This window comes from Providencia vermicola (assembly GCF_010748935.1).
Classification (GTDB): Bacteria; Pseudomonadota; Gammaproteobacteria; order Enterobacterales; family Enterobacteriaceae; genus Providencia; species Providencia zhejiangensis.
The window spans coordinates 259,837-281,986 of record NZ_CP048796.1; the positions used below are offsets into that span (position 1 = coordinate 259,837).

Sequence of the window (22,150 nt, forward strand, 5' to 3'; positions counted from 1 at the left end):
TCTTTTTTCGTCAAGCTGAATTGATATGGATCAACTAAGCATTGAGTATACGGGCACTTCGGATTGATGAACCTAAGTTGTGCAGGTAAATAAAAACAGTTTAATGTATTCGTTTTGTTAAATATTAACGTAATGAAATTGTCGGGGTGGGATTAAAAACCTCTACAATCAAAGAGAAAGTCGATTGTAGAGGTGTTTTTATTGCGGAGTCTGACTTAGCGTTTTTTGCCAAATGCGGCGGCGAGGGCATCGCTCATCGCACTGTTTCCCGCGGAACTATTATTTTTTCGTGAAGTATCGCAAGGTGTCGACGGTGTTTTCCGTGAGTTTCTATCTTGCGAATGGTTCGTTCTACGCGATGAACTATGGCTATCACCCGGTTGCTCATCTAAGCGCATAGTGAGCGCGATGCGTTTACGCGGAATATCAACGTCGATCACTTTGACTTTTACAATATCGCCAGCTTTGACCACTTTATGCGGGTCATCGACATAACTGTTAGACAGCGATGAAATATGGACTAAACCATCTTGGTGAACACCGATATCGACGAACGCACCGAAGTTAGTGACATTAGTGACTGAGCCTTCAAGGATCATGCCCAATGTCAAATCATTCATGGTTTCGACACCTTCAGCAAAGGTTGCCGTTTTAAACTCAGGCCGAGGGTCTCGACCCGGTTTATCTAGCTCTTTGATAATATCCGTGACGGTAGGAACACCAAACTGCTCTGTTGTAAAATCATGGGGGCTTAAACTATTCAAGGCTTGTGAGTTGCCCATGATCTCTTTGAGAGGTTGACGAACGGCATCGAGAATTTTTTCAACGACAGGATAAGCCTCTGGGTGGACTCCAGACGCATCAAGTGGGTTGTCACCGTTAGTGATACGTAAGAAACCGGCACATTGTTCAAAGGCTTTTGGCCCTAAACGAGTCACTTTCAAGAGCTGTTTTCGGTCGTTAAAACGGCCATTCTCATCTCGCCAATTCACGACATTCTGAGCGATCATTTTGCTCAAACCAGCAACACGCGTAAGCAAAGCGACAGATGCCGTGTTTAAGTCAACCCCGACTGAGTTTACACAATCCTCGACTACCGCATCGAGTTTACGGGCTAATTGCGTTTGGCTGACGTCGTGCTGATACTGACCAACGCCAATCGATTTCGGATCGATTTTTACTAATTCAGCGAGGGGGTCTTGCAGACGACGCGCGATAGAAACGGCCCCACGTAGTGATACATCAAGGTCTGGGAACTCTTGTGCTGCCAGCTCTGAAGCGGAATAGACGGATGCGCCCGCTTCACTCACAATGACTTTTTGTGCCGTCACTTCAGGATACTGTTTTTGCACTTCGGCAAAGAAACGCTCTGTCTCTCTAGAAGCGGTACCATTACCAATGGCCACCAATTCCACTTGGTGCTTTTGGCATAAGGCAGCAACCACGGCGGCGGCTTTCGCTGCTTGCCCCGTATGTGGATAGATAGTCTCTGTTGCGATGAGTTTACCTGTTGCATCGACGACCGCGACTTTAACGCCGGTACGTAAGCCGGGATCGAGGCCCATCGTTGCGCGCATCCCAGCAGGTGCGGCCATTAATAGGTCATGGAGGTTACGCGCAAATACATTGATTGCTTCATCTTCTGCTTTTTCTCGCAAGGAACTCATGATTTCCGTTTCAAGATGAAGCAGCACTTTGACACGCCATGTCCAACTGATGACGGCTTTACGCCATTGGTCGGCTGGTGCATTGTTTAACCTAACATCAAGGTGACGTGTAATGATTTCTTCACAGTAACTCTCTTTAGGCGGCTCTTCAAATTGTGGGTCACAATTCAGTGACAGTTGTAAGATCCCTTCATTACGACCGCGGAACATGGCTAATGCGCGGTGAGAGGGAACGGAAGAAACAGGCTCTTGATGATCAAAATAGTCGCTAAATTTTGCTCCCTCTGTTTGTTTTCCGTCAGCAACTTTGGAAACAATGTGGGCATTTTTTAGCAAGTAGTCACGCACTTTGGCTAATAATGTCGCATCTTCAGCGAAACGTTCCATTAAAATATAACGGGCGCCATCAAGTGCCGCTTTGACGTCAGCAACCCCTTTTTCTTCATTGATATAGGCTTGTGCTAAATCATCCGGTGATTGGCTAGGGTCATGCCATAAGGCTTCCGCTAATGGCTCTAAACCTGCTTCAATCGCGATTTGTCCACGAGTACGGCGTTTAGGTTTAAAGGGCAAGTAAAGGTCTTCTAGTTCGGTTTTATTGAGGGTATTGTTGATGGCAGCGGCGAGTTCAGGGGTGAGTTTCTCTTGTTCTTCTATTGACTTAAGGATAGTTTGCTTACGCTCATTCAACTCTCGTAGATACCCTAAACGGCTCTCCAGTTGACGAAGTTGGGTATCATCTAGCCCACCGGTCACTTCTTTACGATAACGGGCAATAAAAGGAACAGTGTTTCCTTCATCCAGCAGTGTGATAGCAGAAAATACCTGTTTCGTCTGAACTTGTAGCTCTGCTGCAATTATTTGGCTTAGAGTTTCATTCATGTCGCTTTTAATACCTAATCAATGAATAATAAAAAAATTTATGGCACTGTTATACTTGCACAGAGGCAGAATTTCTAGGGCGAACTTTATTAAAGTCAAAGAATAATTCTGTATATAATTTATAATTATCTAACTTGCTTACTAATTTATAAAGGTTATGAATAAGAGTCTGTTAATCACACGCGAAGGCTGGGATGCTCTGGACAAAGAACTTAAGTACCTTTGGAAAGAAGAGCGTCCAAGAGTGACCCAATCCGTTTCTGAAGCCGCAGCACAAGGCGACCGCTCAGAGAATGCGGAATATATTTATGGCAAAAAACGCTTGCGAGAAATTGATCGTCGAGTTCGTTTTTTATCTAAAAGATTGGATCAACTCAGGATTGTCGAACCTGACCCACGGCAAGAAGGGCGTGTTTTTTTTGGGGCATGGGTTAAACTAGAAGATGATGATGAAAATATCAGAATATTCCGGTTAGTGGGTGCTGACGAATTTAATCCCTCTAAAAATTGGATTTCGATTGACTCTCCAGTAGCTCGAGCACTAGTTGGTAAGCAGGTTGACGATGAAATTACTGTCAACACGCCGGGGGGGATTGTGACCTATTCGATATTAGAAATTAGTTATAAACCTCTAGCCCTATAACGCGTAAAATTATTCATTAAATTTCAAGTTGATGGTAAATTAGAGCATTAACTATTTTATATTTAACTTATACGCAAAATAATTAAGTTATATACCACTATCACAGGCTAGCGAAAAAACGCATTAATATGATGAGGCGATCATTTAGATAACTGTGAATTTGGTGACACCCATAATTTTTGGGAATGGTGGGTATGCTCTTATTTTTAAAGATAATTTCAATAGATTGCACATCTTGAGGGCTACAAAATGCAAGAAAGTTATAAAGTTCTTGTTGTCGATGATGATATGCGTTTACGTGCCTTACTAGAACGCTATCTCACGGAACAAGGGTTTCAGGTACGTAGTGCCGCCAATGCAGAACAAATGGATAGGATCCTCACGCGAGAATCTATTCATCTTATTGTTTTAGATTTAATGTTGCCGGGTGAAGATGGCCTGTCAATTTGTCGCCGTTTGCGTAGTCAAAATAATCCGATTCCGATTATTATGGTGACGGCAAAAGGTGAAGAAGTTGATCGTATTGTCGGTTTAGAAATTGGTGCCGATGACTACATCCCGAAACCATTTAACCCGCGTGAATTATTGGCGCGTATCCGTGCGGTATTACGTCGTCAAGCAAATGAACTACCTGGTGCACCATCTCAGGATGATGCCATTATCACATTCGGCAAATTTAAACTTAACCTTGGTACTCGTGAAATGTTCCAAGGCGAAGAAAATATGCCTTTAACCAGTGGTGAGTTTGCCGTACTAAAAGTGCTGGTTTCGCATCCAAGGGAACCATTATCTCGTGATAAGCTGATGAGCTTGGCGAGAGGCCGTGAATACAGTGCGATGGAACGTTCAATTGACGTGCAAATCTCACGTTTACGCCGTATGGTTGAAGAAGATCCTGCTCATCCCCGCTATATCCAAACAGTTTGGGGACTGGGTTACGTGTTTGTACCGGACGGTAGTAAAGCATGAAGCGGTTGAGGTTCTCTCGCCGTAGTACATTTTCTCGTTCGTTATTTTTGTTCGTTGCCTTATTGTTTGCCAGCCTTGTCACCAGCTATATGGTGGTATTGAACTTTGTTGTGATGCCAAGTTTGCAACAGTTTAATAAAGTACTGGCTTATGAAGTACGAACTTTAATGACGGAAAAGATGGTGCTGCAAGATGGAACCACTGTGCGGGTTTCTCCTGCATTGCGTAAAAAGATTTATAATGAGTTAGGGATCACATTTTATGCCCAATCAGCTGCCATGGAAGAAGGCTTAAATTGGGCTAAAGAATATGATTTCCTCAGTGAAAACATGTCTGAATATATTGGCGGTGAAGCTAAAGTCCGTTTAGAACTTGGCCGCGAATATCCTATTCTTTGGCTAACGTCTTATCTTGCCCCCGATATCTGGGTACGGGTACCTTTGACCGAAATAGGGCAAAACCAATTCTCGCTAGTATTCCGTTATACATTAGCAATCTTTCTGTTTATTTTTGCCGGTGTTTGGCTCTATATCCGTTATCAAAATAAACCCTTACTGGAGCTTGAATACCATGCTGGTCAAGTAGGTAAAGGGGTTATTCTGCCTGCTATGCAGGAAAAAGGCGCCGCAGAGGTAAGAGCCGCAATTCGCTCCTTTAACCATATGGCAGCCGGCATCAAAACACTTGAAAATGACCGTACTATATTAATGGCAGGGGTCAGCCACGACCTCCGTACACCATTAACACGCATACGTTTAGCGACGGAAATGATGAGTCCAGAAGATGGTTATCTTGCTGAATCCATCAATAAAGATATTGAAGAGTGCGATGCGATCATTGGTCAATTCATGGACTACCTGAAGACCGGTCAAGAAATGAATATGGAGTTCTGTGACCTGAATGCAATCTTAAATGAAGCCGTCACCGCGGAAAGCAGTGTTACCGGTGAAATTGAAACGGCATTTGAGCCAGGTAATCTGATTGTGAATGCCAATCCATTGGCGATTAAGCGGGCAATTACGAATATGATCGTGAATGCCTATCGTTATGGTAATGGTTGGATTAAAGTCAGCAGTGGTAAAAACGAAGATTCAGTCTGGTTCCAAGTGGAAGATGATGGTGCAGGAATTAAGGAAGAGGATATCCAACGTCTCTTTCAACCGTTTGTGCAAGGGGAAAAAGCGCGTAGCAATAAAGGAACAGGCCTTGGCTTAGCGATTATCCGCCGTATTGTCGACGCCCATGAGGGCAGCATCGAAATTCATAAAAGCGAACGGGGGGGTTTTGCCATTCGCGCGCTGTTACCATTGAAAGAAAAAGAAGAATAACAGGCTGTTAGTGAAATGAGCTGTCAGCCTATCTCATCTCTTTAACTAAAATATTCTTAAATTGTATTCATTCCTAATTATTTACCTCATAAAACATGCCGTTTATAAATAAAATAATCGTTATATAAAAGACTCAGCAATTGTTTCGTTTGGATAATAGATCCAAATAAAATAATTGGGTGAATCTATGCAGATTAATTTTTTTAAAACGATCCGTTCTTCTCAAAGTCAAAATGCATGCGCGAGGATAGAAGGAAAGGGAGACCAATCTGCCCTATTTCAAAAAATAAAGCGTACACGATGTACCATAATAGGGTTCTTTCAAGAACCTAAAAAGGTGGCTACACCGGTGACGTGGGGTCGACAACTGACCGCGGTTATCCAATCACCGGAACATCAATTGGCAACATCAAAATCACCGCTATCTATTCCAGTACCGCCGCCAATGCCTGAGTTTGGTACTCCGTTTGCTCAACCAACAAAAGCAGGGAAAATAGGAATGGAGCAAGTGTTTGCGGAGCTAAAAAGTTGTCAGGCTTTTATCAATCATGCCAAAAAGCGTGAGGGGTTTGAAAAAAACGCAGTGGCTTCAACCGATACGCCACCGCCCCCTCCGCCGATGGCAAAGTTTCTGGGCATTGGCAAAATGACTGTTGCTCCGCAAACTCAGGGGGAGAAAACCGGTATGGCACAAGTGCTGGCGGAGCTGAAAAACCATCAGGTTTTTATCAATAATGCCAAAAAGTGTGAGGGAGTTGAAGAGACCTCAGTGGCTCCAACCGATACGCCACCGCCCCCTCCGCCGATGGCAAAGTTTCTGGGCATTGGCAAAATGGCTGTTGCTCCGCAAACTCAGGGGGAGAAAACCGGTATGACGCAAGTGCTGGCAGAGCTGAAAAATCATCAAGTTTTTATCAATAATGCCAAAAAGTATGAGGGGCTTGAAGAAACCTCAGTGACTTCAATCGATACGCCACCGCCCCCTCCGCCACTGAAAGGCATCCACAAAATGACGACGCCCTCTCAAACTCAGGGAAAGAAAGTCGGTATGGAGCAAGTGCTGGCTGAGCTTAAGGAGTATATGCTGCACAAAGCAAATAAAGAATAATGTCGGTCTATGTGTATTTTGAAATTGGATATAAGATCGATTATTGTCGCTAACGTGCTCATTTTACGCGTCAATGGGCACGTCATGGCGGTTTGCTTGTTAGGTGTTTAACCATCGTTATTTGCTGTAGCGCTCAGAAAATCATAAGGCGCGTATCTTGTAATGAACTGTTATCTATCCCCTCATGACAAGTGTATGCGCTTTTTGCTATGGTGAGCAGAGCAGTATTGATCGATCCTGAGAGGCGGCAAAAAAGAATTGTGCGACTTTTTTATGACAGAGTGTCATTTTTGCCTCATGACAGATTGGCCGAGTATTATATTTCTTACCATCTGATTTTATTGTTAATTTTTTTTATTGGCCTTCCGCTTTGCTTCAATAAATACGCTAAAATAATCAATTGTCATAAAACTGTCATAAATCAGACATGTTGTTGTCATCAAATTGTCCTATTTTTCCTACCGTGACATTTCACCAACAATTTACACTTAATTGTTTCTATACATCCCCGGAGGGATTATGAAAATGATGCGTACAACCTTAGCTAGCGTAATGGCAGCAACTCTTTCAATGACTGCGATGTCTTCTTTTGCTGCCACAAGCTTAACTGGCGCGGGTGCAACATTCCCTGCCCCTGTTTACGCTAAGTGGGCGGACTCTTATCAGAAAGAAACAGGTAATAAAGTGAACTACCAGGGAATCGGTTCTTCTGGTGGCGTTAAACAAATTAATGCGAAAACAGTTGATTTCGGTGCATCTGATGCGCCATTGACTGATGAAAAATTGAAGCAAGATGGCCTGTTCCAGTTCCCAACAGTTATCGGCGGCGTTGTCTTGGCCGTTAATGTGAAAGGTATCCAGTCTGGTCAATTGACATTAGACGGAACGACGTTGGGTGACATCTATCTTGGCAAAATCACCAAATGGAATGACCCCGCAATTGCTAAGCTGAACCCTGATGTTAACTTACCAGACCAAAATATTGCGGTAGTAAGACGTTCTGATGGTTCCGGTACCACTTTTGTCTTCACTAGCTATTTATCGAAAGTGAGTTCAAATTGGAAAAATGACATCGGTGCGGGTTCAACGGTTAATTGGCCGAAAAACAGCGTAGGTGGTAAAGGTAATGATGGCGTTGCAGCCTTCGTTCAACGTCTACCAGGCTCTATCGGTTATGTTGAATATGCTTATGCAAAACAGAATAATCTTGCTTATACTAAACTCGTTTCAGCGGATGGTAAGGTGGTTTCACCAACAGGTGAAAGCTTCAGTGCGGCAGCGAAAAAAGTGGACTGGTCTAAGTCATTCGCTCAAGACCTGACTAACCGTGATGGTGAAAATGCATGGCCAATCACATCCACCACATTTATCTTAGTTCATAAAGATCAAGCGAATGCAGAAAAAGGAAAAGCGGTGCTCGACTTCTTTAACTGGGCTTACGAAAAAGGTGGTCAACAAGCTGAAGCATTAGATTACGCTGTACTACCCGCAGAAGTTGTGACAGCAATACGTGCAGCATGGAAAACAGAAGTTAAAGATAGCCAAGGTAAACCACTGTTTTAATCAGTGAACCTCGGGTTGGCAATGGATGGCGGATGCTTAGGATTAACATCCGCCTTCTGACGTAGTAACTAAATCCTACTAATAAAGTAGGTGTAGGATGAGACAAAGCGCATGGCCGAGAAAACAACGGCATTTAAAGCACCGAGCAAGTCAGGCGATGTGATATTTAGCGCATTGGTAAAAATTGCCGCACTAATCACTTTGTTAATGCTTGGTGGCATCATTATTTCCCTTATTTTTGCCTCGTGGCCGAGTATGCAAAAATTTGGGTTTTCGTTTTTATGGACTAAGGAATGGGATGCACCCGCGGAGGAGTTTGGGGCATTAGTGCCAATTTATGGCACCATTGTGACGTCATTGATTGCCCTGATTATTGCTGTACCCGTCAGTTTTGGTATTGCACTTTTCTTAACGGAACTGGCTCCTAACTGGTTAAAACGCCCTTTAGGTATTGCGATTGAATTGCTCGCAGCAATTCCAAGTATTGTTTACGGTATGTGGGGGCTATTTGTTTTTGCGCCTCTGTTTGCTGAATATTTCCAAGAGCCTGTCGGCAATGTGATGTCAAGTATCCCGATTGTCGGTGAGCTTTTCTCGGGTCCTGCATTCGGGATTGGTATTTTGGCGGCAGGGATTATCCTCGCCATTATGATCATTCCTTACATTGCCTCCGTTATGCGTGACGTATTTGAACAAACACCCGTCATGATGAAAGAGTCGGCATATGGTATTGGTTGTACCACATGGGAAGTGATCTGGAATATTGTTTTACCTTATACCCGTAATGGTGTGATTGGTGGCGTCATGTTAGGCCTTGGCCGTGCTCTTGGCGAAACCATGGCGGTGACCTTTGTCATCGGAAATACTTATCAACTGGATAGCTTCTCGTTATTTATGCCAGGAAACAGTATTACGTCAGCACTAGCGAATGAGTTTGCCGAAGCAGAAAGTGGATTACACACTGCTGCACTGATGGAACTTGGGTTAATTCTCTTTGTTATCACCTTCATTGTTCTGGCGATATCAAAACTCATGGTTATGCGCTTAGCGAAGAACGAGGGCCGTTAATATGTCGACATCTCAACATTTTGTTATTAACGAAAAAGAACGTGCCCGTCGTCAAGCATGGCGTCGTCAGATTAACCGAATGGCCTTATTTGTTTCAATGTTAACCATGGCCTTTGGTCTGTTCTGGCTGGTTTGGATTTTATTTTCAACGGTGACCAAAGGGATTGATGGGATGTCCCTTAACTTGTTCACAGAGATGACTCCGCCACCGAATACAGAAGGTGGTGGCCTCGCTAACGCCATCGTCGGAAGTGGCTTGTTGATTCTGTGGGCAACGGTGATAGGCACCCCTTTAGGTATCTTAGCAGGGATCTATTTGGCAGAGTATGGCCGTAAATCATGGCTCGCTTCTGTAACGCGTTTCATTAATGATATTTTGTTATCTGCACCATCAATTGTTGTAGGTCTGTTTGTCTATACCATTGTGGTTGCACAAATGCAGCACTTCTCTGGCTGGGCAGGCGTTATCGCTTTAGCACTGTTGCAGATTCCGATTGTTATCCGCACAACGGAAAATATGTTGAAACTGGTGCCGGATAGCTTGCGTGAAGCCGCATATGCGTTAGGTACGCCAAAATGGAAAATGATTTTATCTATTACGCTTAAAGCATCTGTATCCGGGATTATTACAGGGATCTTGCTAGCGATTGCTCGTATTGCGGGTGAAACCGCACCATTACTGTTCACTTCTTTGTCGAATCAGTTCTGGAGCACAGATATGAGTGAGCCAATTGCTAACTTGCCTGTGACTATCTTTAAATTTGCGATGAGTCCGTTCTCGGAATGGCAACAACTGGCATGGGCAGGGGTTCTATTAATCACCCTATGTGTCCTGTTAATTAACATTATCGCACGCGTTGTGTTTGCTAAGAAAAAACACTAACACCCGGATTGAATAGAGATTTATAGAGAGAAGTTGCCATGATTAATGCAAATCAGATCGCAAACAGTAAAATTCAAGTACGTGACCTTAACTTTTATTACGGTAAATTCCACGCACTAAAAAATATCTCGTTAGATATTGAAAAAAACAAAGTCACCGCATTTATCGGCCCATCCGGTTGCGGTAAATCAACGCTGCTGCGTACCTTTAATAAAATGTATGAGCTGTACGGTGAGCAGCGAGCAGAAGGTGAGATTCTGCTAGACGGTCAAAATATTTTGACTGATAAACAAGATATCGCGTTATTACGTGCCAAAGTCGGTATGGTATTCCAAAAACCAACACCCTTCCCGATGTCTATTTATGACAACATTGCCTTTGGTGTCCGTTTATTTGAAAAGTTATCGCGTGTTGAGATGGACGAACGTGTTCAGTGGGCGTTAACCAAAGCTGCGCTGTGGAATGAAACCAAAGATAAACTGCATCAAAGTGGTTATAGTCTTTCTGGTGGTCAGCAACAGCGCTTGTGTATCGCTCGTGGTATCGCTATTCGCCCTGAAGTTTTATTATTAGATGAGCCATGTTCAGCCCTTGACCCCATTTCAACTGGGCGTATTGAAGAGTTGATCAGCGAACTCAAATCTGAATATACCGTGGTCATTGTCACTCACAATATGCAACAGGCTGCACGTTGTTCGGATTATACGGCCTTTATGTATTTAGGTGAGTTGATTGAGTTTAATGACACAGACAAGATGTTTACCACACCTGAAAAGAAACAAACCGAAGACTATATTACAGGTCGTTACGGTTGATAGGGAGCCGATTATGGATACGCTGAATCACAACAAACATATTTCTGGGCAGTTCAATGCTGAATTGGAACATATCCATACAGAATTGATGACAATGGGAGGGCTGGTTGAAGAACAGCTCACCAAAGCGATCACTGCCATGCATAATCAGGATGAGGCTCTTGCGCGCGAAGTTATCGAAAATGACCATAAAGTGAATATGATGGAAGTGGCTATTGACGAAGAGTGCGTGAAAATCATTGCTAAGCGTCAGCCAACAGCCAGTGACTTACGCCTCATTATGGCTATTTCAAAAACCATCGCTGAACTCGAACGAATTGGGGATGTTGCCGATAAGATCTGCCAAACAGCATTAGAAAAATTCTCTCATCAACATCAACCTTTGCTGGTTAGCCTTGAGTCATTAGGGCGTCATACGGTACAAATGTTGCATGATGTGCTTGATGCTTTTGCGCGAATGGATTTGGAAGAAGCGATTCGGATTTATCGAGAAGATGAAAAAGTTGACCAAGAATACGAAGGAATAGTACGTCAACTGATGACGTACATGATGGAAGATCCAAGGACGATCCCAAGTGTATTAACGGCATTGTTCTGTGCCCGTTCGATTGAACGTATCGGAGATCGATGCCAAAACATTTGCGAATTCATTTTTTACTATGTGAAAGGGCAAGATTTCCGTCATGTAGGTGGCGATCAATTGGAAAAAATGATCACCAAAAAATAACGGTCAAACTTTGCGTTGTCGCATTGTTGGTTGTCATTACCAACCCTAGTCACAGACTTATGTGTGTGACTGGGGTTTTGTTTTTTATCGCCAGCGTCAACACGTGTGAGTGAGGTTATTGAGCGTTGTTTTCGTTCATTTCGATATGCTTAGAGTGTTTTTATTTGATGCAGATTTTAGGTTTTTGGTGATCTTTTAAAAGACTCCCGTTATCACGCTATTTTCATATGATATTAAACACGGACGAGTTAGTTAGAAAAAACCGTTTATTCATCCTCATTAAAGGTCCTCATAACGATTGTACGCATCAAACAACCCTTAAAGGTAACGTGAATCATTTTACAGACTCTCTTCATTGCTTGGTGACCTATTTTTCCTCGTATATTCTTTTTTGATATAAATATATCATTTAATAGTATTTCAAGAGATAAGCCTTCCTTGATAATTTGTGGTAGTCGATTTACATAAATTTACCGTCAGAGGTGTTCAATGAAAGCTCGCGTTTTAACTACCGCACTACTTGCAGGCCTTGCGCTGGTGGCCAATGTCGCCAATGCAGATAAATTGGATGATATTAAGCAAGCTGGTGTTATTCGTATCTCTGTGTTTGACAGTAATCCACCATTTGGCTTTATTGACCCACAAACAAAAAAACTCGCGGGCTATGATGTTGATATCGCGCAAGCGATAGCCGATGACCTCGGCGTGAAATTGGAATTGCGTCCAACTAACCCAGCTAACCGTATTCCTCTACTGACATCAGGTAAGGTTGATCTCATTGGGGCAAATTTCACAATTACCGACGAACGCGCTAAGCAGGTTGATTTCTCGATTCCGGATTTTGCGACAGGGCAGAAGTTTATTGCTCGCAAAGGGGTCTTGAAAACGCCTGACGATATTGCCCCATTACGTATTGGTGCGGATAAAGGCACGGTACAGGAAGTGACCTTACGTGAGCGTTATCCAAATACGAAAGTGATCTCTTATGATGACACGCCACAAGCATTTGCTGCTTTGCGCAATGGTAATGTCCAAGCGATAACGCAAGATGACGCGAAGTTAGTCGGTCTGCTGGGTAACTTGCCAGAAAAAGTGAAGGCTGATTTTGAAATATCTCCGTTTAGTATCACTCGTGAATATCAAGCGGTTGCAGCAGTAAAAGGTGAAACGCGTTTAATCGAAAATGTGAATAACACCTTGTTGAAATTAGAAAAAGAAGGCAAAGCAGAACAGATTTATAACCGTTGGTTTGGCCCTGATACTAAGGCAGCGCAACCTCGCGGTGAATTCAAATTCGCTCCTCTTGAACAACAAAAATAATGATAACCATCTGATATATCGATTCAATATATTGAATCAGCACTTCAGAATAAATAACCCCGCTCATTATTGCGGGGTTCTTAGTTATACAAGGCAGCAGTTATGTTTGAAAAATTTATTAGCGGTGAATTTTTTTCTCAGCATTTTTTGGCTCCTGAGTATTTGGAATGGTTTGGCTATGGCTTTTTGCTGACGATTTGGATCTCGGTTTGTACCATCATTGCTGCAACGCTATTAGGTTTTGTCGTTGCCGCGGCAAAGGATAGCCAAATTGCCCCGCTACGTTGGGGGGTCAGTGTGTATATTTCCATTTTCCGTAATACACCTTTACTGGTTCAACTGTTTTTTTGGTATTTTGCGTCAGGGGAGATTTTATCATCGGAGATGATGGCATGGCTCAATACACCGCATGAAATCCACGTGGTAGGTATCACGCTGAGTTGGCCTTCATTTGAATTCTTAGCGGGTTTTGTTGGGTTAACATTATATACGGTACCATTTATTGCTGAAGAAATACGCTCAGGGATCCGTGGTGTACGCCAAGGCCAAAAATATGCAGCCTTTGCACTTGGTTTAACGGGATGGCAAGCCATGAAACATGTTGTGTTGCCACAGGCGGTGAAAATCGCCATGCCTCCTTTACTGGGGCAATACATGAATGTTGTTAAGAACTCGTCGTTAACCATGGCAATTGGTGTTGCTGAGCTCTCTTACGTCTCACGCCAAGTGGAAAGCCAAACATTACAAACATTCACTGCATTTGGCCTCGCAACAGTGCTGTATATCGCCATTATTGCGGTTATGGAAGGCTGGGGACAATGGCGAGCGCAACGAAATTTAGTGGAAGGGGTATAAGATGGATTTTTCAGTGATTGAACAAAATTGGCAATATTTGTTATTTGGCGCTTTTCCTGATGGTCCTATAGAAGGTGCAGCCCTTACACTGATTATCAGCTTAATTGCGGGTGCCGCATCGATTGTGCTGGGAACACTTAGCGGTGTTGCATTAGCCATGTTACGAGGGTTTTGGATGAACCTATTCGCGGCTATTTTAGGCTTTTTCCGTGCTATTCCAGTCATTATGCTAATTTTTTGGACCTATTTCTTCTTACCTGTGGTACTAGGAACAGAAATACCGGGCATCGCTTCGGTCGTTTGTGCGCTCGCATTAATCACCTCTGCCTATTTAGCTCATGCTGTAAAAGCAGGTATTCTTGCTATCGGGAAAGGGCAATGGCAGGCCGGATTATCATTAGGCTTTAGCCGTTGGCAAGTTTTATGGCAAATTGTCTTACCGCAAGCATTACGTATGATGGTTCCTTCATTTATTAATCAATGGGTGGCTTTGATTAAAGACACTTCCCTTGCTTACATTGTTGGTGTCGCGGAATTGTCATTTTTGGCGACACAAGTGAATAACCGTGAAATGGTGTATCCACTCGAAATTTTCTTATTTGTTGCCTTTATTTATTTTGTTATGTGCTTAACGTTAGAGATGATCGCGAACTTCGTGGCAAAACGTTTAAATAGTCATCAAGGGGCTAAACCATTTGCGCCAAAGCGTGCCTTGCTATTTTGGCGTAGACAAAAACTACTCGCGTTATCTTAATCAATTCAAGGTGGCGATTGCTGATGGGGTCGCCACTGCTTATGCAAATTTTATTTTTCTACTGTCTATTTCAATTCATCTTGTTGTATCAGTAAGTTAACTCATTTATGGATCTTTGATTTACGCAAACGTTTTCTTTTTTTCATTTTAACGGTAACACTCTCGATTTGTTTGTTGTAGGATAGGGCGAAAAAAACTTTTTTTGGGCGCTATATCTAATGAGTAATCAATCTTCTAGCTCTGGACAACAACAGGGTCTGTTTCAACGCGTGTTTAAATTACAAGAACACGGGACAACGGCGAAAACAGAAGTCGTTGCGGGCTTCACCACCTTTCTCACAATGGTCTACATTGTCTTTGTTAACCCTCAAATCTTATCTGTCGCTGGGATGGATATTAAAGCTGTTTTCGTCACCACCTGCTTAATCGCGGCGATAGGCAGTATTCTTATGGGTCTGTTGGCAAATCTGCCAATCGCAGTAGCTCCAGCGATGGGGCTAAATGCTTTTTTTGCGTTTGTCGTCGTCAGTGCGATGGGATATTCATGGCAAGTGGCGATGGGGGCTGTATTTTGGGGAGCCGTTGGCTTATTCATTTTGACCCTATTCCGTATTCGTTATTGGATCATCGCGAATATTCCATTAAGTTTACGCGTTGGTATTACCAGTGGTATCGGACTGTTCATTGCGATGATGGGGCTGAAGAACTCGGGTATTATTGTGGCGAACCCAGATACACTCGTCTCTATCGGTAATTTCACCCAACATAACGTGTGGTTAGGGGCTTTGGGCTTTTTCATTATTGCGATCCTAGCGGCACGTAATATCCATGCGGCAGTGCTGGTCTCCATTGTGATCACAACCTTAATTGGCCTTGCATTAGGGGATGTGCAGTTCAATGGTATCTTCTCTATGCCGCCGAGCGTGATGACCGTTGTTGGCCAAGTTGATATTATGGGATCCTTGGATTTAGCGCTATCAGGCGTTATTTTTGCTTTTATGTTAGTTAACTTATTTGACTCTTCGGGCACCATGATTGGTGTGACAGATAAAGCTGGGATCACGGATGCGCGTGGAACTTTCCCTCGCATGAAGCAGGCGCTCTATGTCGACAGCCTCAGTTCTGTCGCGGGTTCGGCGATGGGAACCTCCTCCGTTACTGCTTATATTGAAAGCTCTTCTGGCGTGTCGGTTGGCGGACGTACAGGGTTAACTGCCATTGTGGTTGGTGTGTTATTCCTATTGACCATGTTTATCTCACCACTAGCGGGTATGGTTCCTGCTTATGCGACAGCTGGCGCGCTGATCTACGTTGGGGTGTTGATGACATCAAGTTTAACGCGTGTGAAATGGGATGACTTAACGGAATCAGTTCCTGCATTTATTACTGCGGTGATGATGCCCTTTAGTTTTTCGATCACGGAAGGGATCGCGTTAGGCTTTATCGCTTATTGCGCAATGAAAGTGGGTACCGGCCGCTGGCGCGAGTTGGGGCCATGCGTCATTTTAGTTTCCGTTTTATTTATTTTAAAAATGGTTTTAGTTGACGCTTAATCTTCTTTCCTATCAAACGGCTCCAATCGTCGGAGCCGTTTTGTTTATCAACTCCTCTCTATGACAGCCAATTCGAGCTATAATCAACAAAGCTGCCATGCAAAATACAAAAAAACCGTTTTAATTGCTGCGCAAATGCTTTCACAGCTTGAGGGATTCTGCTAGATTCCGCAGCAGAAACTGACTTATCAAGGTATCAGACCATGAATTCACCAAAAAAACTGGCAAGTAAAACTGCTAGCAAAACGAAGAAAAAGTATCGCAAAACAAAAGAAGAGCTCAATGCAGAAGGGCGTGAGCGTAAGCGCCAGAAAAAGCATCGTGGCAATAAATCGGGGGCTCGCTATCAAGAAAAATCGTCTAATAGTCAGTCTGGCAAGCAAAACGACAGCCTTGACCCACGCCTTGGTAGCAAAAAACCAGTCCCATTGGTGGTTGATGCAAATGCCGTTTCCACACGTACGACGCCAGTAAAAGAGCCTGTCGCAAAAGTGAAATTATCACCCGAGCAAGAGCTAGAAATGCTGGAGCAGGACGATCGTTTAGATAGCTTATTAGCGCGTTTAGAAGAGGGTGAAACGGTCACCACGGAAGAGCAAAAATACATTGATACTTGTTTAGACCGTATTGATGAGTTGATGTCTATTCTGGGTATCGAACTCACTGATGAAGAAGAAGAGGAAGATGAAGAAAAACTGGATGACATTATGCGCATCTTGAAAAGTAAATAAGCGTCTTTTTCACTCCCCCTGCTTGCTGGGGGGAGTATTGAACAAATTTCATTCAAACTGTATCACTTTTGGTGTTGCATCAACTCTCACCGCCCAATCACAAGTTATAATTTCTTTTATGTTATTATGTCGTGTATATAAGTTAGCCAATAAAAAAACATAAGATGTGGCCTGTAAACCGGCATTCGGCCAATTAAGGAATGTTAATGTCAGAGCAAAATATCGTTTGGGATCTTTCTCTTATCCAAAAATATAATTATTCAGGACCCCGCTATACGTCATACCCGACGGCCTTAGAGTTTAATCAGTCGTATGATGAACGTGCATTCGTGGCGGCAACGCAACGCTATCCTGAAAATCCATTATCGCTCTATGTTCACATCCCATTCTGCCATAAGCTCTGTTATTTTTGTGGCTGTAATAAGCTAGTGACACGGCAAAAGCATAAAGCAGATGAATATTTACAAGTTATTGAAAAAGAAATTATTCAGCGTGCCGCACTATTAAAAAATCGCACTGTGACGCAAATGCATTGGGGGGGAGGAACTCCAACTTATCTCGATAAAGCTCAAGTGAGCCATCTTGTCGCACTATTAAAAAAACATTTTCATTTCTCAAACGATGTTGAAATGTCGATTGAAGTTGATCCGCGTGAAATTGAACTCGACATGATCGATCACTTGCGGAGTGAAGGATTTAATCGCCTAAGTATGGGCGTGCAAGATTTTAATAAAGAAGTTCAGGTCTTGGTGAACCGCGAGCAGGATGAGGATTTCATTTTTGCGTTGATTAATCGAGCAAAAGAAACGGGGTTTACATCAACGAGTATTGACCTTATTTATGGGTTACCCAAACAGACACCAGAAAGCTTTGCTTTCACTCTGCAAAAAGTGATTGAGTTGTCGCCTGACCGCCTGAGCGTATTCAATTATGCGCATCTACCAAACCTCTTTGCTGCACAGCGTAAAATTAAAGATGACGATTTACCGAGCGCAGAGCAAAAACTCGATATCTTGCAAGAAACGATCGCGACATTAACGTCACAAGGCTATCAGTTTATTGGTATGGACCACTTTGCGAAACCACAAGATGAGTTAGCGATAGCACAGCGCGAAGGCGTTTTACACCGTAATTTCCAAGGTTACACCACGCAAGGGGACTGTGATTTATTAGGTTTAGGCGTGTCTGCTATCAGCATGCTTGGGGATAGCTACGCTCAGAACCAAAAAGATTTAAAAACTTATTATGCGCAGGTTGAAGAGCAAGGTCATGCGTTGTGGCGTGGTTTAGTATTAACCGATGACGATTGTTTGCGTCGAGATGTGATTAAGACGCTAATTTGTAATTTTCAGCTTCAATATGCACAAATTGAATCTCTTTATCCCATTAACTTTAAAGAATATTTCTCGGAAGACTTAGCCTTGTTAAAACCGATGGCGGAAGATGGGTTAGTTGAAATAACAAATACAGCAATTAAGGTATCCCCTCAAGGCCGTTTGTTGATTCGAAATATTTGTATGTGTTTCGATGTTTATTTACGCAATCAAATGCGTCAACGTCAATTTTCTCGAGTGATATAACCGATTGTGGCTCCGTGTTATGACGGAGCCATTGTCTTTTAACGAGCGATCTTTTCTAATAGTTGATAAGTCGCTGTAATGCGCTGAGGGATAGGTATCCATTTATTGGATAACATCACAATGGCAATTTTTTCTTCTGGAATAAATACAGCGTATGTGGCGAAGCCATTCGTTGAACCCGTTTTGTTATAATAAGCACGTATTTCTGGCGCCATAGCGGGTTTGATCAACTCAACTTTTTGCGGCTTTAGTGCCATATCATCACGATTACCCTGAAGCAATTGCGCCAAAGAAACTGGCCATGGATAGCTTTCCCACATCATATCTTGTACAAAAGAATCTGTGAGATAAACGCCTGTATGCGTATTTTCAACCGCCTCTTGCCAAGGTTTAGCCACTTTAATGGTCTGCATATTGATCTCTAAATAACGGATCAAATCTTTAGCATTTGATTTTAAGCCATAGGCTTCAGCATCAAGGATTTCAGGGGTAACTCGAACGGGTTGATCTTGCTTGTTATACCCTTGTGCATAATATTTTTCTTGGTTTTTAGGAACATGAATATAAGTATGTTTTAATCCAAGTGAAGGAAGCATCAATTTTTCCATCGCTTGAGAAAATGGCATATCAAGTTGTTTGGCTGTTACGATGCCGAGCAACCCAACGCCAAGGTTTGAATAAGCACGATATTGCCCAACGTTGTGCTCAGGAAGCCACTTTTGATAGTACTCGATCAGTTGCTTGTCAGTAGTGACACCATTTGGCACAAATAACGATAGACCTGACGTATGGGTCGCTAAATTCATCACGCTAACATTATCAAAAGCACTGCCTGTTAGCTCAGGTAAGTAATGGCTGACAGGTTGGCTGAAATCTAACTTACCTTGTGTTTGCGCATAAGCGGCAAGCGTTGCTGTGAAAGTTTTTGATAATGACCCGATTTCATACAATGTTCTATCCGAAACAGGTCGTTGGGTCTGCTTTGACTGTACACCATAGTGGTAAATTCTTTGCTGTCCATCCACAGAAATAGCAATAGACATCCCCGGAATATTTTCTTGCTTCATCAGCGGTTTGATAATGTCATCAACCGCTTGTTGTGTCATCGCTGACGCTGAAAGTGAAGTAAAGGCTAAACTCAAAGCGACAAAAAGCCGTCCCTGACGAAAAATATTTTTCATAGAGTTATCCGTTAAAGTAAAAGTTTTCGTTGTTACTGACAAAATTCAGGTATGCTAATCCTTCAACATCAAATTTGTTGTAGAGTCGATGAATTCTGCATGTACTGGTGATTGGTAGAAAGTATGCCTATTTCCAACTCTGATTTAAAACGATATAAAATTCGATGAGGCAAAAGAAAAACTTATGTCAGGAAATTATCGTCATCGCCTTCCTCTAAATGCGTTGAGGGCATTCGAAGCTTCTGCCAGACATTTAAGCTTTACGCGAGCAGGTTTGGAACTGAATGTCACGCAAGCGGCGGTAAGCCAGCAGGTTCGCCTACTGGAAGAGCAACTTGGATTAGAGTTATTTGTTCGTTTACCTAGAGGGCTGGCATTAACCGATGAGGGGCTTGCTTTACTTCCTGTTTTGAGTCGCTCTTTTGACCAAATAGAGTCATTATTGCAACAGTTTGAGGATGGTCATTATCACGAAGTACTGAGTGTATCAGTCGTAGGAACTTTTGCTGTAGGCTGGTTGTTACCCCGTTTACCTGCTTTTACTGAGTTATACCCTTATATTGATTTGCGTATTATGACCCATAATAACGTGGTCAATTTAGCCGCAGAAGGTGTTGATTTCGCTATTCGTTTCGGTGAGGGGCTATGGCCATTAGCTGAAAATACGCCGTTATTTCCGGCCGCCCATACTGTGCTTTGTTCTGAAAAAATAGCCCATAAATTGACCCATCCTTTGGACCTAAAAGAGCACCGTTTAATGCGTTCTTATCGTAAAGATGAATGGGAAAAATGGCAGATTGTAGCGGGACTTGAGCCGTGGCGTGTCAAAGGACCCATATTTGATTCCTCGCGCTTAATGGTTGAAGCAGCATTGCTGACCGACAGCGTAGCCCTTGCACCAAGTTGCATGTTTGAGCATGAATTAAGCGCGGGAACCTTAGTTCAACCATTTGATCTCAGTGTAACACTCGGGGGATATTGGCTGAGCCGTTTAAAATCTCGCCCAATAACCCCAGCAATGGTGATTTTTCAAAATTGGTTACTGACTGAAGTTAAATCGTGATAAAGGGTTACTCGATGCCTAGCTCTTTTAATTTTCGAGTTAATGTATTGCGACCCCATCCAAGTAAACGAGCAGCCTCTTGTTTATGTCCATGAGTATGCTTAAGTGCACAGCTCAGCATGGTGTATTCCATTAACGGTACTGTTTGTGCAAGCAAGTTTTCTTTCCCTTCCGCGAGAGCGTCTTGAGTCCATTGCTCAAGTAATTCAAACCATGCTGTATTATTGCTTGCGACATAATGGCGTGTCGTGGATTCAGTGGATGCATCATTTTGCTGCTGGTGACCGAGTAAATCTTCAGGTAAGTCTTGTGGCAAAATTTCTTGGCTTGCCGCCATCACGGTGAGCCAGCGACACACGTTTTCCAATTGCCTGACATTACCGGGCCAATGATAGTGTTGTAAAAGACGTTCACTCTCTGGATGCAGCAATTTGCTATCAACCCCAAGCTCTTTGGCGGTATTTTGCAAGAAATAGTATGCAAGGCGGGGAATGTCCTCGATTCTTTCTCGTAATGGTGGGAGTTGCACACGAATGACATTTAAGCGATGGAATAAATCATCACGGAACAACCCTTCTTTAACCCTTTTCTCAAGATCTTGGTGAGTCGCAGCAATAATACGGACATCCACTTTTACAGGAGTATAGCCACCTATACGATAAAATTGCCCCTCCGCAAGTACCCTCAGTAGCCGCGTTTGGATATCGAGTGGCATATCACCAATCTCATCCAAGAATAGAGAACCGCCATTTGCTTGTTCGAAACGACCTTGCCTAACTTGTGTGGCACCGGTGAATGCCCCCTTTTCGTGACCAAAAAGTTCAGATTCAATCAGGTCTTTAGGGATGGCCGCCATATTTAGTGCAATAAAAGGCCCGTTGGCTCTAGGGCTATGTTGGTGTAGCGCATGAGCCACTAATTCTTTACCTGTTCCTGATTCACCATTAATTAGCACACTAATTGATGAGCGAGAGAGACGACCGATAATACGGTAGACCTCTTGCATAGCAGGAGCCTCACCTATCATGGTTGAAGAGACGCTTTCCATTTTTTGTTTGGGGTCACGTTCGACATGATTTTGTTCACGACTATGATTTAAGGCGCGTTCAACCAACGCAACGGTTTCATCAATGTCAAAAGGCTTAGGTAGATAATCAAAAGCGCCCGATTGGTATGCATTCACCGCGGCATCAAGGTCAGAGTGCGCTGTCATAATAATAATGGGTAATAATGGGTGTGACTGTTTTAGCTGAGTGAGAAGGGCTAAGCCATCCACACCAGGCATACGAATATCCGATAACAAAACATCAGGTTGGTCATGTGTTAGCGCCGCGAGGACGCTATCTGCGCTATCAAAACAGGTGCAATGAAAAGAGGCACTATTTAATGCACGCTCAAGTACCCAACGAATAGAACTGTCATCATCAACAACCCAGATTTTTCCCTGTTGCATTGTTATC

General features: G+C 43.1%; 19 protein-coding genes. 16 read left to right on the forward strand and 3 right to left on the reverse strand.

What is annotated here, in order from left to right; all coding sequences use genetic code 11:
• Positions 1-215: 215 nt before the first annotated feature.
• The gene (locus G3341_RS01120; RefSeq protein WP_163860526.1) at positions 216-2,549 is read right to left on the reverse strand and encodes a Tex family protein; all 2,334 of its coding nucleotides are present in this window, start codon (positions 2,547-2,549) and stop codon (positions 216-218) included.
• 157 nt (positions 2,550-2,706) lie between these two features.
• Between G3341_RS01120 and greB the strand changes: the two genes are divergently transcribed.
• The 15 genes from greB to hemN all read left to right on the forward strand — a co-directional run bounded on the left by greB (position 2,707) and on the right by hemN (position 18,446).
• A complete protein-coding gene (gene greB, locus G3341_RS01125) occupies positions 2,707-3,192 on the forward strand; it encodes a transcription elongation factor GreB (protein ID WP_154624386.1) in 486 nt (161 codons plus the stop codon).
• Positions 3,193-3,441: 249 nt separating this feature from the next.
• Positions 3,442-4,161, forward strand: coding sequence for an osmolarity response regulator transcription factor OmpR (gene ompR / locus G3341_RS01130; RefSeq protein WP_004923581.1), 720 nt, complete (start codon positions 3,442-3,444; stop codon positions 4,159-4,161).
• Positions 4,158-5,489 carry a two-component system sensor histidine kinase EnvZ gene (envZ, locus tag G3341_RS01135; RefSeq protein WP_154624387.1) on the forward strand — a complete coding sequence of 444 codons (1,332 nt, stop codon included), beginning with the start codon at positions 4,158-4,160 and terminating at the stop codon, positions 5,487-5,489. The genes ompR and envZ overlap by 4 nt, the downstream gene beginning before the upstream one ends.
• 187 nt (positions 5,490-5,676) lie before the next feature.
• A complete protein-coding gene (locus tag G3341_RS01140) occupies positions 5,677-6,597 on the forward strand; it encodes a hypothetical protein (protein ID WP_163860527.1) in 921 nt (306 codons plus the stop codon).
• 519 nt (positions 6,598-7,116) lie between these two features.
• Entirely contained in the window at positions 7,117-8,160 is a 1,044-nt protein-coding gene (pstS, locus tag G3341_RS01145) for a phosphate ABC transporter substrate-binding protein PstS (protein ID WP_154624389.1), read from the forward strand.
• A 111-nt stretch (positions 8,161-8,271) separates the two neighbouring features.
• A complete protein-coding gene (gene pstC, locus G3341_RS01150) occupies positions 8,272-9,228 on the forward strand; it encodes a phosphate ABC transporter permease PstC (protein WP_154624390.1) in 957 nt (318 codons plus the stop codon).
• A 1-nt stretch (position 9,229) separates the two neighbouring features.
• Positions 9,230-10,111, forward strand: coding sequence for a phosphate ABC transporter permease PstA (gene pstA, locus G3341_RS01155; protein WP_154624391.1), 882 nt, complete (start codon positions 9,230-9,232; stop codon positions 10,109-10,111).
• A gap of 38 nt (positions 10,112-10,149) precedes the next feature.
• On the forward strand, positions 10,150-10,926 hold the full coding sequence (gene pstB / locus G3341_RS01160; protein WP_154624392.1) for a phosphate ABC transporter ATP-binding protein PstB: 777 nt from the start codon (positions 10,150-10,152) through the stop codon (positions 10,924-10,926).
• A 13-nt stretch (positions 10,927-10,939) separates the two neighbouring features.
• Complete coding sequence (phoU, locus tag G3341_RS01165; RefSeq protein ID WP_154624393.1) at positions 10,940-11,653, forward strand: phosphate signaling complex protein PhoU; 714 nt, start codon at positions 10,940-10,942, stop codon at positions 11,651-11,653.
• A 489-nt stretch (positions 11,654-12,142) separates the two neighbouring features.
• On the forward strand, positions 12,143-12,973 hold the full coding sequence (locus G3341_RS01170; RefSeq protein WP_154624394.1) for an ABC transporter substrate-binding protein: 831 nt from the start codon (positions 12,143-12,145) through the stop codon (positions 12,971-12,973).
• Positions 12,974-13,075: 102 nt separating this feature from the next.
• A complete protein-coding gene (locus G3341_RS01175) occupies positions 13,076-13,828 on the forward strand; it encodes an amino acid ABC transporter permease (RefSeq protein WP_154624395.1) in 753 nt (250 codons plus the stop codon).
• A 1-nt stretch (position 13,829) separates the two neighbouring features.
• Complete coding sequence (locus G3341_RS01180) at positions 13,830-14,582, forward strand: amino acid ABC transporter permease (protein ID WP_154624396.1); 753 nt, start codon at positions 13,830-13,832, stop codon at positions 14,580-14,582.
• 218 nt (positions 14,583-14,800) lie between these two features.
• Complete coding sequence (locus G3341_RS01185) at positions 14,801-16,135, forward strand: NCS2 family permease (RefSeq protein ID WP_154624397.1); 1,335 nt, start codon at positions 14,801-14,803, stop codon at positions 16,133-16,135.
• 203 nt (positions 16,136-16,338) lie between these two features.
• The gene (gene yihI / locus G3341_RS01190) at positions 16,339-16,866 is read left to right on the forward strand and encodes a Der GTPase-activating protein YihI (RefSeq protein ID WP_163860528.1); all 528 of its coding nucleotides are present in this window, start codon (positions 16,339-16,341) and stop codon (positions 16,864-16,866) included.
• 206 nt (positions 16,867-17,072) lie between these two features.
• Positions 17,073-18,446: an oxygen-independent coproporphyrinogen III oxidase gene (gene hemN, locus G3341_RS01195; protein ID WP_163860529.1), complete on the forward strand. Its 1,374-nt coding sequence runs from the start codon at positions 17,073-17,075 to the stop codon at positions 18,444-18,446.
• A 38-nt stretch (positions 18,447-18,484) separates the two neighbouring features.
• Here hemN and ampC read toward each other — a convergent pair whose 3' ends face one another.
• Positions 18,485-19,618 (reverse strand): class C beta-lactamase, encoded by a 1,134-nt coding sequence (gene ampC / locus G3341_RS01200; protein WP_410242007.1) that lies wholly within the window; start codon positions 19,616-19,618, stop codon positions 18,485-18,487.
• 193 nt (positions 19,619-19,811) lie between these two features.
• On the opposite strand from ampC, the gene G3341_RS01205 reads away from it, so the two are divergent.
• On the forward strand, positions 19,812-20,690 hold the full coding sequence (locus G3341_RS01205; protein WP_163860531.1) for a LysR family transcriptional regulator: 879 nt from the start codon (positions 19,812-19,814) through the stop codon (positions 20,688-20,690).
• A 7-nt stretch (positions 20,691-20,697) separates the two neighbouring features.
• On the opposite strand, the gene glnG is transcribed toward G3341_RS01205, so the two are convergent.
• Positions 20,698-22,143 (reverse strand): nitrogen regulation protein NR(I), encoded by a 1,446-nt coding sequence (glnG, locus tag G3341_RS01210; RefSeq protein ID WP_154624402.1) that lies wholly within the window; start codon positions 22,141-22,143, stop codon positions 20,698-20,700.
• Positions 22,144-22,150 lie beyond the last annotated feature (7 nt).